Origin of the sequence: Neobacillus niacini (assembly GCF_031457145.1) — a bacterium.
Lineage (GTDB): Bacteria > Bacillota > Bacilli > Bacillales > Cytobacillaceae > Neobacillus > Neobacillus niacini_J.
In genome coordinates this window covers 774,840-788,600 of sequence record NZ_JAVDVZ010000002.1, presented here as the reverse complement: position 1 = coordinate 788,600, position 13,761 = coordinate 774,840, and the positions used below count along the sequence as shown (strand labels likewise).

15 protein-coding genes are annotated in these 13,761 nt (G+C 38.3%); 10 read left to right on the top strand and 5 right to left on the bottom strand.

The features are described from left to right. Positions 1-9: 9 nt before the first annotated feature. The 5 genes from J2Y03_RS08725 to J2Y03_RS08705 all read left to right on the top strand — a co-directional run bounded on the left by J2Y03_RS08725 (position 10) and on the right by J2Y03_RS08705 (position 3,104). On the top strand, positions 10-240 hold the full coding sequence (locus tag J2Y03_RS08725) for a 4Fe-4S dicluster domain-containing protein (protein WP_310192913.1): 231 nt from the start codon (positions 10-12) through the stop codon (positions 238-240). 19 nt (positions 241-259) lie between these two features. Then, positions 260-1,324: a 3-methyl-2-oxobutanoate dehydrogenase subunit VorB gene (locus J2Y03_RS08720; protein ID WP_132085352.1), complete on the top strand. Its 1,065-nt coding sequence runs from the start codon at positions 260-262 to the stop codon at positions 1,322-1,324. Continuing rightward, positions 1,321-2,073: a thiamine pyrophosphate-dependent enzyme gene (locus tag J2Y03_RS08715; protein WP_310192910.1), complete on the top strand. Its 753-nt coding sequence runs from the start codon at positions 1,321-1,323 to the stop codon at positions 2,071-2,073. The genes J2Y03_RS08720 and J2Y03_RS08715 overlap by 4 nt, the downstream gene beginning before the upstream one ends. Positions 2,074-2,075: 2 nt before the next feature. Further along, entirely contained in the window at positions 2,076-2,621 is a 546-nt protein-coding gene (locus J2Y03_RS08710) for a 2-oxoacid:acceptor oxidoreductase family protein (RefSeq protein ID WP_310192908.1), read from the top strand. Between the two features lie 141 nt (positions 2,622-2,762). After that, positions 2,763-3,104 carry a cupin domain-containing protein gene (locus J2Y03_RS08705; RefSeq protein WP_310192905.1) on the top strand — a complete coding sequence of 114 codons (342 nt, stop codon included), beginning with the start codon at positions 2,763-2,765 and terminating at the stop codon, positions 3,102-3,104. Positions 3,105-3,141: 37 nt separating this feature from the next. On the opposite strand, the gene J2Y03_RS08700 is transcribed toward J2Y03_RS08705, so the two are convergent. Beyond that, positions 3,142-5,316: an MMPL family transporter gene (locus J2Y03_RS08700; protein ID WP_310192903.1), complete on the bottom strand. Its 2,175-nt coding sequence runs from the start codon at positions 5,314-5,316 to the stop codon at positions 3,142-3,144. 291 nt (positions 5,317-5,607) lie between these two features. Here J2Y03_RS08700 and deoC point away from each other — a divergent pair, with 291 nt between their 5' ends. Both deoC and proC read left to right on the top strand, forming a co-directional pair. Further along, positions 5,608-6,282: a deoxyribose-phosphate aldolase gene (gene deoC, locus J2Y03_RS08695; RefSeq protein ID WP_310192901.1), complete on the top strand. Its 675-nt coding sequence runs from the start codon at positions 5,608-5,610 to the stop codon at positions 6,280-6,282. A 165-nt stretch (positions 6,283-6,447) separates the two neighbouring features. After that, positions 6,448-7,251, top strand: a complete 804-nt coding sequence (gene proC / locus J2Y03_RS08690) for a pyrroline-5-carboxylate reductase (RefSeq protein WP_310192898.1) — start codon at positions 6,448-6,450, stop codon at positions 7,249-7,251. Positions 7,252-7,290: 39 nt separating this feature from the next. On the opposite strand, the gene J2Y03_RS08685 is transcribed toward proC, so the two are convergent. The 3 genes from J2Y03_RS08685 to J2Y03_RS08675 form a co-directional block, all read right to left on the bottom strand. Beyond that, positions 7,291-7,869 (bottom strand): YitT family protein, encoded by a 579-nt coding sequence (locus J2Y03_RS08685; RefSeq protein ID WP_132085359.1) that lies wholly within the window; start codon positions 7,867-7,869, stop codon positions 7,291-7,293. A gap of 112 nt (positions 7,870-7,981) precedes the next feature. Next, positions 7,982-8,974, bottom strand: a complete 993-nt coding sequence (locus tag J2Y03_RS08680; RefSeq protein ID WP_310192895.1) for an inorganic phosphate transporter — start codon at positions 8,972-8,974, stop codon at positions 7,982-7,984. Between the two features lie 11 nt (positions 8,975-8,985). Then, positions 8,986-9,600: a DUF47 domain-containing protein gene (locus J2Y03_RS08675; protein ID WP_132085361.1), complete on the bottom strand. Its 615-nt coding sequence runs from the start codon at positions 9,598-9,600 to the stop codon at positions 8,986-8,988. 317 nt (positions 9,601-9,917) lie between these two features. Here J2Y03_RS08675 and J2Y03_RS08670 point away from each other — a divergent pair, with 317 nt between their 5' ends. Further along, positions 9,918-10,175, top strand: coding sequence for a GlsB/YeaQ/YmgE family stress response membrane protein (locus J2Y03_RS08670; RefSeq protein WP_310192891.1), 258 nt, complete (start codon positions 9,918-9,920; stop codon positions 10,173-10,175). Positions 10,176-10,424: 249 nt separating this feature from the next. Here the strand turns inward: J2Y03_RS08670 and J2Y03_RS08665 are convergent, their stop codons facing one another. After that, the gene (locus J2Y03_RS08665; RefSeq protein WP_310192888.1) at positions 10,425-11,342 is read right to left on the bottom strand and encodes an RluA family pseudouridine synthase; all 918 of its coding nucleotides are present in this window, start codon (positions 11,340-11,342) and stop codon (positions 10,425-10,427) included. A 136-nt stretch (positions 11,343-11,478) separates the two neighbouring features. Here J2Y03_RS08665 and J2Y03_RS08660 point away from each other — a divergent pair, with 136 nt between their 5' ends. Together J2Y03_RS08660 and J2Y03_RS08655 are read left to right on the top strand one after the other, a co-directional pair. Beyond that, complete coding sequence (locus J2Y03_RS08660; protein WP_132085364.1) at positions 11,479-11,865, top strand: YhcU family protein; 387 nt, start codon at positions 11,479-11,481, stop codon at positions 11,863-11,865. Between the two features lie 145 nt (positions 11,866-12,010). Then, positions 12,011-13,753, top strand: a complete 1,743-nt coding sequence (locus J2Y03_RS08655) for a phospho-sugar mutase (protein ID WP_310192885.1) — start codon at positions 12,011-12,013, stop codon at positions 13,751-13,753. Positions 13,754-13,761 lie beyond the last annotated feature (8 nt).

Sequence of the window (13,761 nt, the reverse complement as noted above, 5' to 3'; positions counted from 1 at the left end):
TGATTTTCAGTGGAAAGAAAAGTTGTTTTTAATGAGGCTATTTGTAAATCGTGCGGACTTTGTGTTCAGGTATGCCCGACAAACATAATTTTTCTAGCTGACTATTTAAATGGAAGAGGCTATCGTCCGGCTGTCGTAACCGATCAGGATCACTGCATAAGCTGTGCGAAATGTGCTCAAATTTGTCCGGATACTGTCATATCGGTGTACAGACCAGTAAAGGTGCTGCAGACAGTTTAATTTGAAAGGAGTCTTAGATATGGGGAAAGTGTTAATGAAGGGAAATGAAGTCATCGCGGAAGCCGCGGTCCAAGCTGGTTGTAAGTACTTTTTCGGCTATCCGATTACACCGCAAAGTGAGCTTGTTGCATATATGGCGAGGAGACTGCCTGAGGTCGGCGGATTGTTCCTTCAGGCTGAAAGTGAAATTGCTGCAATTAATATGGTATATGGTGCTGCAGGAACAGGCGTAAGGGTGATGACTTCTTCCTCAAGCCCTGGTTTCAGTTTAAAACAAGAGGGTATTTCTTATATGGTAGGTTCCGAGCTTCCTGCAGTGATTGTAAACATTGTTCGTGGTGGTCCAGGGCTAGGAAATATTCAACCTGCACAATCAGATTACTTTCAAGTAACAAAAGGCGGCGGTCATGGTGACTACAATATCCCAGTGTTGGCACCTGCTTCCTTACAAGAAATAGTAGAGTTGACGAGTGAAGCATTTGACATTGCAGACCGCTATCGGACACCTGTGATTCTTATGGGGGATGGAATGCTTGGGCAAATGATGGAGCCAGTAGAGTTTGGAGAGCGGACACAATCTGAACTTCCAGATAAGAAATGGGCAACTACCGGTACTAGAGGCGATGGCTCGCCTAAGATTATCACCTCTCTTGACCTAAATGCTGAAGCGCTAGAGCGGCGTAACCATACGCTACAAAAGAAATTCGCGAGAATAAAAGAAAATGAGGTTCGCTATGAAACATACAAAATCGATGATGCGGACTATATCATGGTCGCTTTTGGTACGGTTGCTCGAATTACGATGAATGCCATAAATAAGGCAAGGCAAGAAGGTGTGAAGGTAGGATTAATACGTCCGATTTCGTTGTGGCCTTTTCCTGAAAAACCGTTTTTAGAAACAAGAGATAGGGTAAAAGGGTATATTTCCGTTGAAATGAGTGCGGGGCAGATGGTTGAAGATGTGAGATTGGCTGTTAACGGACATGCAGAGGTGGACTTTTATGGCCGGACAGGCGGAGTTGTCCCGACCCAGGAAGAGATTTATGCGAAGATTATGAGTGTGACCGGAGGGATTACCGTATGACAATGAAGACAGTTTTTAAAAAGACAAGCGGTTTGACTGACACCCCTACTCATTATTGTCCAGGTTGTACTCATGGTGTGATACACCGACTTGTTGGTGAAGTTCTAGAAGAAATGGATATTTTAGAAGATACGATTGGGGTTGCCTCCGTAGGATGTTCGGTTTTATCATACGAATACTTTAATTGTGATATGACACAGGCCGCACACGGTAGGGCACCAGCCGTTGCCACAGGTGTGAAAAGGGTTTTGCCTGACCGCTTTGTTTTCACCTACCAAGGTGATGGAGACCTTGCCTCAATAGGTATCAGCGAAGTCATACATGCCGCAGCTAGAGGGGAAAAGATTACGGTGATTTTTGTTAATAATGCGATTTATGGAATGACAGGAGGACAAATGGCACCGACTACCTTGATCGGTCAAAAAACAGCTACCACCCCTTTTGGACGCGATGAAAGTATTCAAGGCTCACCGATTAAAGTCTGTGAAATGCTGGCAACTTTAGATGGAGCGGCCTACATTGAAAGGGTTTCAGCACATGATGTGCCGCATATTCAAAAGGCAAAACGTGCGATTCGGAAAGCGTTTGAAGCACAAAAAAATGGCCTTGGCTTTTCAATGGTAGAGATACTATCAACATGCCCAACAAACTGGGGACTTGACCCTTACGAATCTCTTGATTGGGTGAAAGATAACATGATTCCTGTTTATCCTCTAGGTGTTTATAAGAACAAGGAGGGAGGAAAATAACGATGTTGGAAGAAATCATAATTGCAGGGTTTGGCGGGCAAGGAGTTATGTCCATGGGACAGTTGATTGCCTATGCGGGGATGCTTGAGGGGAAAGGTGTATCTTGGCTGCCATCCTACGGTCCTGAACAACGTGGAGGTACGGCAAATTGTGCAGTTGTAATAAGCGATGAACAGGTAGGGTCACCGCTAGTTACAAGGCCATCAACAGCCATTGTACTCAACAATCCTTCCTTTGATAAATTCGAGCCACTTGTCCGTCCAGGAGGGCTATTAATGATTAATTCTTCGCTAGTTACAAAAATTTCAGGGCGAAGTGACATCGAAATGATTGAATTAAGTGCTACCGATATGGCAGCTGACCTTGGGAATTCACGGGTCGCGAATATGATTTTATTGGGTGCCTTTATAGAACTAACAAAAGTGGTTACGAGTGATTCAATCATCGAATCATTGAAAAAGGTCTTGTCAGAAGAAAAGCATCATCTTATCGAGTTCAACAAGCAGGCACTGGCTAAGGGTGCCTCAATGGTGTCTAGAAGCGCGTAAATTGAAATAAGCCAGCCAACATCTGTTAGGCTGGCTTATTTATGGTTTTTTAAGAGAATAATAAACAGTGATATGCTTCACTTAATTGAAAGTGATTTTCAGTTAAGTTAGTAGTAAGAGATTATTAGGAGGGAAATTAAGATGGAAAAAAATTCAGTAAAAGCCTACCAGGAGTTCAGCGAAGAAAGATTTACAAAGCGGGTAATCTACAAAAAAGGTGAAACTACAGCGTTTGTGTTAAATTTCATGCCTGGACAGCAGCTACCAGTCCATAAGCACCCTGGTACGGAATTATACCTATATGTAGTAACAGGAAGCGGTACTTTAATTATTGATGGTCAGGAAACCGTGATATCTGAAGCAGATTTAGTTCATGTAGGCGGTGAAGAAGAGTTTGCCTTTAACCATACAGGTACTGAACCCGTAACCTTATATGTAGTTTTAAGTAAGGTACCAAGCGAAGAATACGCTAAAAATATTTAGTAAATGAGCGATATAAACAGAAAAAGCCAGCTTAAGATCAGGCTGGCTTCTTTCTATTCTTTGTTTGACCTTTATATTTAATTCCGAAGAACCACCAGTTCCAGTCACCAAACAACCTCATCAACGCAGGAACGAGAACCATTCTAACGATTGTAGCATCAATGAAAATGGCAATCGCAATCCCGACTCCTAATTGTTTAATAGGCATGACACCTGTAAATGCAAATGCACCAGTGACCACAATCATAATCGCAGCAGCAGAGGTAATAATCTTGCTTGTATACGTTAATCCCAAAATGGTAGATTCCGTATTATCTCCGGTTTTTAAATAAAACTCTTGAATTCTCGAAATCAAAAATACTTCATAATCCATTGATAGCCCAAAGACAAGGGTGAACACAAATACTGGTAGGATTAGTGCAATATCAACGGGCTCTATTCCTAAATGACCTTCCTGAAAAATCCAGACGACAATCCCGAACGTGCAGCCTAGGCTTAATATATTCATTACAATTGCCTTTAGTGGGATAAGGATTGACCGGAAAGCAGCCATAAGAATGAAAAAGGTTGATACGACAATTAACAATAATCCATAAGGTGCCTTATTAAATATCTCATCAAAGATTTCCTGCTCAAACTTAATCGCTCCCCCGAAATGGGTAATCAAGTCTAAATCTCTGCTTGACCAATCACGAACCCATTCTCTAGCTTCAGCAGAATGATCAGTAGTCATTAAATAAACCTCGATTAGCATTTTATTATCTCTGACAAAGTAGTCGAGAATTGGTGCAGTCTGTTCTTTTTGCCCAAAACGGAGCATTTGCGATAATAATTCCGGGTCTTCAATACCCATCACAGAAAAAGGAGAATCAATTGTATCAACTAAGTTATCCTTCGATAATTTCTCAAGGAAGCTGTTTACTTTCTCAAGATTACTCGCTTCAATCATATTACCTTTCGTTTCAATAACGATTGATACTTTATTTTCAGTTCGTTTGTCTTTAGGAATAAATTGATCCTCAAAGGCTTCAAAAGCTACTCTGGATGGATATTTCTCAGGAAGCGATTCTGTTCCTGGAATTGACATTGTCATTTGGGCAACAGGAACAAGTCCAGCTAGAAGAATGACCAGGGATAGCCCTGCCATTAGAACTGGGTGCCTCATCACAAACTTGGCAAACCTATGCCAAATGCTTGTTTTCGTATCCTTCAACCGAAGAATGCTAAACCTGTTAATTCTTGTGCCAATAACTGCTAGTAAGGCAGGCAGAAAGGTTAAGGCACAAAAAGCAGAAATCAATACAACTGCCATTCCACCAAGCGCTACATTTTGAAAAATATCAATTTGAATAAACCATAGGGCAGATAAACCAATAAAAACACAGAGGCCTGAAAATATGATGGAACGTCCAGCGGTTGCTACGCTAATTTTAATGGCTTCCTCAACCGGCTTGGTATGTAATTCCTCTTTGTAGCGATTTATTAATAATAAAGCAAAGTCAATGCTTAAAGCGAGTCCTATCATTGGGACAATATTTAGAATAAAGATGGTCAAATCGGCATGATAACTAAAAAAGAATACTGCTCCCATTGTAGTTAGAATGGATATAACTCCGATAACAATCGGTATCGATGCCGCGATTAATCCTCCAAAAGCAAGGACCAAGACAAGCAAGGCTATTGGCAGCCCTATCATTTCTGCTTTCGCTAGATCCTCTTGACTGGCGATATTTAAATCTTGAACAATGATAGGCTCTCCCGTCATGGTAACGGAAAGTCCCGGCTTATTTTTAAGAATTTTGTTCAATTGATCAATCTCATCTTTGAGGTCCTCTGCTTTTTTATCAAAAGCTATCAGACCATAGGATAATTCATCCTTAATCATTCCTTCTCGGTCTAAAGGGCTGGTAATGCTTTTAGCACTATCGAAGTTTTTTAAATTCTCAAAGGTTTCATTGATAAAATGATTCCATTCCCGATTACTAACGTTACTTTCTCTTTTGAATACAAGGATTATGGAGGACTTTGCTTGTCCAAAATCATCTTCAAGCAGCTTTCTTGTTTCCTTGTATTCACCTTTATATTCAAAGCCATTACCACTTAGAACGGAAGGCAATTTAAGTGCGAAAACCACTGATATTCCAATGATTAGTACCCAAAAAACAAGAATCCATTTTCGATATCGATATGTGAATGCCCCTAGTTTCTCCAAATTTAAACCTCCTTTTTGGTTCCCTACATTAGTATATCAGAACCAGTTCATGTCAAAAGGTTTCTATTTTGTGTCAAGCAATAGATAGTAGAAGATATGAGAATCATTCCCTCATTTTATTACGAAAATACAGTTTGATTTACTGCGAAATTTTTTCTCGATAACGAAAAAATTTGAATTTTAAATCTGTTTAATAACTAATTTACATTTGTTCAACCATTTTGTTATAGTTACATTTGTGTATATTAACAATAAAAATATATGCTTTTCAAAATAGAGAGGATGGACATTATGACTCAAAATGTTACTAGTGTGATTGATCATACATTATTAAAAGCTGATGCAACCAAGGAAGAAATCGTGAAGTTAGTAGAAGAAGCAAAAGAATATTCATTCGCTTCTGTATGTGTGAATCCAACTTGGGTAAAAATAGCTGCAGAAATGCTTAAAGATACCCCAAAAGTTAAAGTATGTACGGTAATTGGATTTCCTTTGGGAGCATCAACACCAGAAACAAAAGCATTTGAAACAAAGAATGCGATTGAAAATGGTGCAAATGAAATCGACATGGTTATCAATATTTCTGCACTGAAGGATAAACAAGATGAACTAGTAGAAAGAGATATCCGTGTAGTTGTTGAAGCAGCGAAAGGCAAAGCACTAACGAAGGTTATTATTGAAACTTGTCTATTAACAAATGAAGAAAAGGTAAGAGCTTGTGAACTCTCTGTAAAAGCTGGAGCAGATTTTGTAAAAACCTCTACTGGCTTTTCAACCGGCGGGGCTACAGTTGAAGATATCCGTTTAATGCGTGAAACAGTAGGACCAGAGATTGGTGTAAAAGCTTCTGGAGGCGTACGCAGTTTAGAGGACGCGCTAGCAATGGTTGAAGCAGGAGCTACTCGTATCGGCGCGAGTTCTGGAGTATCTATCAGTAAAGGTGAACGCTCTTTAAGTGATTATTAAGCTTAAGATTTGACTTCACCAGAGGATTTAAAAATGGCAGGATGACAATCCTGTCTCTTTTTATGGATTAATTTCATTGTTATTGCTAATGAAGGGAATAATTGTAAAGATAAGACCAGTCGGTGATATTCTTTCAAACGAGAGATGGAAGGAAGGTTTCATTTTGTGATGAAGAAAATCGGATTCATTGGTGCGGGGAAAATGGCACAAGCTATGATTGAAGGCATGCTAAAAACAAATCAAATAGCAAGAGAAAATATTATGGCAAGTGCTATTTCAGACAAAACGGTTGATAAAATTAAAACAACCTACCAAATAGCAGCCACAAATAATAATAAAGAAGTTGCAAGGTTTTCGGATATTCTGTTTCTAGCAGTAAAACCTGACTTACATTCAAAGGTCATAGCAGAGATACGTAACCAAATTCATCGTGATGTCATTATCATAACCATTGCTGCAGGAATTACTTTAGCAGACATTGAACGTGAATTTGGTTTTGGTATCAAAACGGTTCGGACTATGCCTAATACTCCTTCATTAGTCGGTGAGGGGATGAGTGCGATTTGTCCTAATGATAGTATAAGTGAAAATGAAATTGTGGAAGTAGAGCAGCTTTTTCATACATTTGGTAAAACCGAAAGAATGGATGAAAAATTAATGGATGCTATCCCGGCAATAAGCGGGTCATCACCTGCGTATGTGTATATGTTCATTGAAGCGCTAGCAGACGGAGGTGTACTCCAAGGTATCCCAAGGGATAAAGCGTATCGTCTTGCAGCACAGTCTGTACTTGGTGCTGCTAAAATGGTTCTCGAAACTGAAGTTCATCCAGGAGTCCTTAAAGATAATGTTTGTACCCCCGGAGGAGCAACAATAGAAGCCGTATCGACTCTAGAGAAAATGCAATTTCGTGGCTCCATACTTGCTGCAATGGAAAGCTGTACGAAAAAGGTAAAATCATTAACTTAATCGAAAAGAACCTACTTTGCTGTAGGTTCTTTCATTTTTTCATAAATAGGTTTCAGATCTTCTACTAACTGTTACAGAAGTCATTAAGCCAACAAAAATAATCGTTAATAACGAGTAGAAAAATTTTTCTAACCCGACTACTTGAATCCCGCTAGTAATAACGAGACCATCAATTAAAAAGATAATAATTCCAATATTAACAGAGGTAAATTTGGTAAGAATTTGGGCTAGTAAATCTGTTCCTCCCGTACTTGTTTCATAGCGGAGCATGAGGCCAATACCAACTCCTACTAGTATGCCACCTATTACTGTACTCGGTAATATTCCAAGCTGTATTTTTCCATTAATGAAGGAAAGCAAGTCAATGCAGAAAGATGAGATAATTAGTCCATGCAGGCTATAGTAAAAGTAACGTCTTTCAAAGAACCAAGCCAGAATATATAGTGGAAGACTTAAAACAATCATACTTAGCCCTGTTGGCCAACCGTAAAAATAATGAATGATTAGCCCTAAACCGATTACACCACCGTCAAGCAGATGATAGGGCACTAAAAAACCATTAACTCCCAAGCTTAATAATAAGCTGCCAATGAGCATTGCGATAATTTTTTGTTTCATTTTACAATCACTCCAAACTTGTCCCTACATAAAAAGTATGAAGATGATTTACAATTAGAAGTGTTGAAAATAAAAAAAGAGAATGGAAAACCATCCTCTTGAAATCTATAAGTTAAAAGAAAAGATTTAAGATGAAATAACAAATTGCTGCTAAGCCTGCTGATATAGGTAGGGTAATAACCCATGTGATCAGCATTCTTTGGGCTGTATCCCATTTTACTCCTTTTAGTCGGTGAGAGGCACCAACCCCTAAAATCCCGGAAGAAATAACATGTGTCGTACTTACGGGTACATGTAAGAAGGTAGCACCAAAAATAACAGCTGCACCAGTTAAATCTGCTGCGACCCCGTTAATTGGTCTAATTTTCATAATTTTTCCACCAACGGTTTTAATGATTTTCCATCCTCCAACAGATGTACCTAATCCCATTGCCAGCGCACAGGAGAATTGTACCCAAAATGGAACTTCTGCATCCGCGCCAAGGTAACCGTTGGCAATTAGAGCCATAGTGATAATCCCCATTGCCTTTTGTGCGTCATTTGTTCCATGTGAATAGGATTGAAGTGCAGCAGTGGCAATTTGCATATAACGGAAATTACGATTGGTTTTTGCTAAATTTGCATTTTTAAACACTACTTTAAAAATACTGTAAACAATATAACCGACGGCAAAAGCTAAGATTGGTGAAAGAATTAAAGCTTGGAGAATCTTCAAAAATCCAGAATAGTTTAGAGCACCAAATCCTGCTGAAGCTAGCGCAGCACCAGCAATTGAACCGATAATCGCATGAGAGGAGCTGCTTGGAATTCCGAAGTACCATGTAAGTAAGTTCCAAAAAATTGCTGAAATAAGTGCAGCAAGAATAACGACAGAACCATTTTCAAGTGTAAAAGGATCAACGATATCCTTAGAAATTGACTTAGCGACACCTGTAAAGGTCATCGCACCAACAAAGTTCATAATCGCAGCTAAAAGAATGGCATGCCGTGGTTTAAGAGCCTTTGTAGAAACCGAGGTAGCGATTGAGTTGGCAGTATCATGGAACCCATTTATAAAGTCAAATGCAAGGGCACCAATGACAACTAAAATAATTAATATACTCATTCTATTGCTCCTTATGCATTTTTCATGATGATGGCTTCAAGTGTATTCGCAACTGACTGGCAGCTATCGGCAATATCCTCAAGATTTTCATAAATTTCCTTAAACTGAATAATTCTTATTGGATCTTTTTCTACTGTAAATAAATGCTTAATCGATTGACGAAGGATATTATCGCATTTAGATTCATAATCTTTTATTTTTATTGCGTGTTCTCTCATATGTGGCAATTTTTTATTCGCTAACAATTCAATCGCTTTATCAATCTCATGGACACTTGATTTTATGGCGTCAACAAATTGAAGCATAAAATCATCAGCCTGTGTGATTGAATACATTTCAAATAATGCAGCTGTCGCTTCTAAGCCGTCCAACACATCATCCATACTGTTTGCTAGATGTAAAATATCTTCACGTTCAATAGGAGTGATAAATGCATCGTTTAATTGTTTAATTACTTCATGAACAAAGGAATCCCCCTTTGTTTCAATCTCTTTCATTTTTTCTGAGAAAATTTTCAAATCACTTACATTTTTTATTTTATAGTCAGCAAAGTAATCTGCACCTTCCGTTAAGTTAGAAGAAATATTACTTAAGAGAGCAGAAAATTTATCAACTTTTTTTGCCATGTTTAAATCCCCCTAATAGTATGTAAAAATTTTTTACACCAACGGACAACATTTTACCGAAAATTAACTAAAAAAACATAAAAAATTATACTAATTTACAAAAACTTAACAAAAGAATATTTCGAATATTAGCTTACCTAATTAGCTTTATTTTTTTTAATGTTACCTGAACAAATATTATTATGTATTTTTTTGAACAGACTATATTCCTTTGTATGTTAATTAATATTCTGGGTATTTTAAAGGTACACGGCAGCAATGTTTATTAGTAATAAGCCGTGTCATTAAACGAATGAATAAAAAAAGGAGTGTTCTGAATGAATTTCATTTGGGCATTAATCGTTGGTGGCGTTATTGGCTGGTTAGCTGGTCTTATTGTTGGTAGAGATGTTCCAGGAGGTATTTTCGGTAATATTATTGCTGGGTTTGTTGGTGCGTGGCTCGGTACTTTGATTTTAGGAAATTGGGGACCAAATGTTGCCAATTTTGCCATTGTCCCTGCCATTATCGGTTCTGTGGTCTTAGTCTTCTTGCTATCACTTATCATGAGATCATTTAGGAAAACAGACAGATAATTCAAAAGGCCTCCTAAAATGGGAGGCCTTTTGAATTACTGTCCAGCTCCAGCGCCCTAGCGGCTAGTGTCCTTCGCTCTCCGCCCTACGATAAGTCAACATCGAATCGCCTTCTGCTCTTCGTGTTTCCTTTATCTCAGTTGGAGCGCTCCACAAGGAACGCTTCGGCAGCATAAGCTTCGCACGAAGGAAAAGCGTTAGCTTTTCCGAGGAGGCCATACGCCGCTGACCAGGGCGCTTGCGCTTTTCTTATAAGGTATAGACGTCAATACCTTTAAATATAGGAGGTTGATCAATAAAAGGGGCATAGGAAATGATCACTTCATCTGTAATTGGGTGAGTGAATTCTAACTTTGCAGCGTGCAGAGCCTGCCTCTTGAAAAGCGGTTTTCCTCCATACAATTTATCGCCAACTAATGGGTGGCCAATGTGACTAAAATGGACACGTATTTGATGGGTTCTTCCTGTTTCTAGCCAGCATTTCACATAACAATTACTCTTATCCTCTTTAAGGACCTGATAATGTGTTTTCGCATCTTGACCAGTTGCAGATACTCTTCTTTTAGTAGGATGATGCCGATCTCTTCCTATTGGTTCAGAAATGGTTCCCTTTTCCTTTTTTAGGTGATCATGCACAATTGCAAGATAGGTTCTTTTTATTTCACGCTTTTCGAGCATTCTATCTAAGATTGCACCAGCCAATGCATGTTTTGCGAAAAGGATAGCACCAGATGTATCCCTATCTAATCGATGGATCTGCCGCACACTACTGTTTTCTCCTTTTGATTGGACATAGTAATGTGCTGCATTTACAAGTGTGTTTATATCATTATCATCATTAGGATGGGTATTCATATAAGGTGGTTTATTAAAAACAATAACATGGTCATCTTCGTACAATACTTGCACATCATAAATGAAGGCAGGTATAGAATTTTCTTCCTCTTCAGCAAATAACTCAATTAGAACCTTATCCCTTATTACCAGTGGTAAATTCCAATTCGCTCTATTTCCATTTACCAATACTTTATGTTCCATGCGGAATAAATGAGTTAGTTTCCTTGGGACCTCCCATTCAGTTCGAAAGATAGCCTCAATGGTTTTTCCTTCCCATTTCTTTGGTGTAATAATTTCCATCCAATTTCCTTTTCGAGTGTATCTAAGCATTTTTACTCCTTTTATCCGGGATATCGCCAAAAGATATGACGTGGTTATAATTACCACCGTAAATGTCCCTTTTGATATGCTATTCTTATGTATATATATTACGATAGATTATTGTTATCGCAAAGGTGGGTTACAAGTGAAAATTGTTTTTGCCTCGACGCCGGGTCAGGAAGAAGAAATTTGTGGACTTGTGAGGTATATTTATTCAACTGTTTTTCCACTCTATTTTACGGATAAGGAAATTAGTGAGTTTGACCAATTAAAAGTATTGCATACTCCAGATGACTTTAATACATTGAAGGACGCTTTTCAAGTAATGACAAGTCTGCAAACCGTGATTTCAATACTTGAGTCTCCAACTCTAGATGATCAATATGAAGCATTATTTAATAAGAATGTTTCCACATTACAAGAATTTGGTCTTTTCTTTCCGTTTGAGTTTGAACAATTTGTTGAAGCAAAGAATATGAAAAACAGTGTGTTTAGTATTTACATCAAAGCCGCAAATGAACTACTCATATAAGTTCGGGGAAAATGTCTGCAATTGCAGGCATTTTTTTATTAATTATCCTTGGAACTGACAGAGATACAATATACAATAAATAGGTGTAAGTTTATTGGAAAATCAAACAATATAAAAAAGGAAAATAAGAAGGGAGATAAACATAATGGATTGGAAAGAAAGTGCAAAAAAGTGGATCGAGTTTTCTGATTTAAATGAAGAGTTAAAGCAACAGCTTGAGGAAATAAAAAAGGATGATAAACAATTAGAGGAAGTTTTTTATAAAAATCTTGAGTTTGGTACCGGTGGAATGCGAGGAGAGATTGGGGTAGGAACCAATCGGATGAATCTATATACAGTACGCAAAGCGTCTGCTGGTTTAGCTGCATACATAGACGAACAAGGTAGTAAGGCAAAACAACGTGGAGTGGTCATTGCCTACGATTCAAGACATAAATCTCCAGAGTTTTGTATGGAGGCTGCCAAAACACTTGCCACCAAAGGGATAAAAACATACGTATTTGATGAATTAAGACCAACTCCTGAACTATCATTTGCCTTAAGGTATTTAAATGCCTTTTCCGGTATAGTTATTACAGCAAGCCATAACCCACCAGAATACAATGGATATAAAGTATATGGTTCTGACGGCGGTCAGCTGCCACTTGATGCAGCAGACGAAGTAATCTCAAAGGTAAACGAAATAGAGAATGAATTATTAATTGAGGTAGATACTGAAGAAAATCTTAGGGCACTTGGGTTAATTAACACGATTGGTGCTGAGATTGACCAAGCTTATTTAGAAAAACTAAAAACGATTTCTGAAAATCCATCGATTGCAAAAGAAACAGATGTGAAAATCGTCTTTACACCATTACATGGAACAGCCAATAAACCAGTTCGTGCGGCTTTAGAAGCATTGGGTTATACGAACGTAACTGTTGTGAAGGAACAAGAACTGCCAGATCCTGAATTTTCAACAGTAAAAAGTCCAAACCCTGAGGAGCATGCTGCATTTGAATTAGCCATCAGGGATGGTAAAAAAGTTGGGGCGGATCTTTTAATTGCAACAGACCCGGATGCTGACCGTTTGGGAATAGCTGTTCGTAATCAAGAAGGAGAATATGTTGTTTTAACAGGGAACCAAACCGGGGCTTTATTGTTAGATTACATACTTACTCAAAAACAAAGCAAAGGGACACTTCCTGCAAATGGAGTTGTGCTCAAAACGATTGTGACATCAGAGATTGGCAGAAAAATTGCTCAAGCTTACAATTTATCTACCTTTGATGTGTTAACAGGCTTTAAATTTATAGCCGAAAAGATTAAGGAATATGAGTTAACTGGAGAGTATTCTTTCCTATTTGGTTACGAAGAAAGCTATGGTTACTTAATTGGTGACTTTGCACGGGATAAAGATGCTGTACAAGCGGCAATTTTATCGGTAGAAGTGTGTGCCTATTATAAAAAGCAGGGCAAGTCGCTTTATGAAGGATTACTACAAGTTTTTGAAAAGTATGGTTACTATCAAGAAGGGCTTAGATCGGTAACATTAAAGGGTAAAGAAGGTGCAGAACAGATTCAAAGCATTTTAGCTTCATTCCGTTCTGAGCCAATCAAGAACCTTGGTAACTTAACGATTTCAATGTCAGAGGATTACCTAACTGGCATCCGCCAAACAGCTACTAGTGAAGAAAAAATCGATCTACCGAAGTCGAATGTCTTAAAATATTCCTTTACTGATGGTTCATGGGTTTGCTTAAGACCATCGGGTACAGAACCGAAAGTGAAATTTTATTTTGGTGTAAATAGTGAAAGTTTAGAGGAAAGCAGAAGTAAATTACAGGTAATTGAAAAGGATTTTATGGCACTAGTTGACGATAAAATCAAAATGGTCACAGGTAACTAATTTCCATA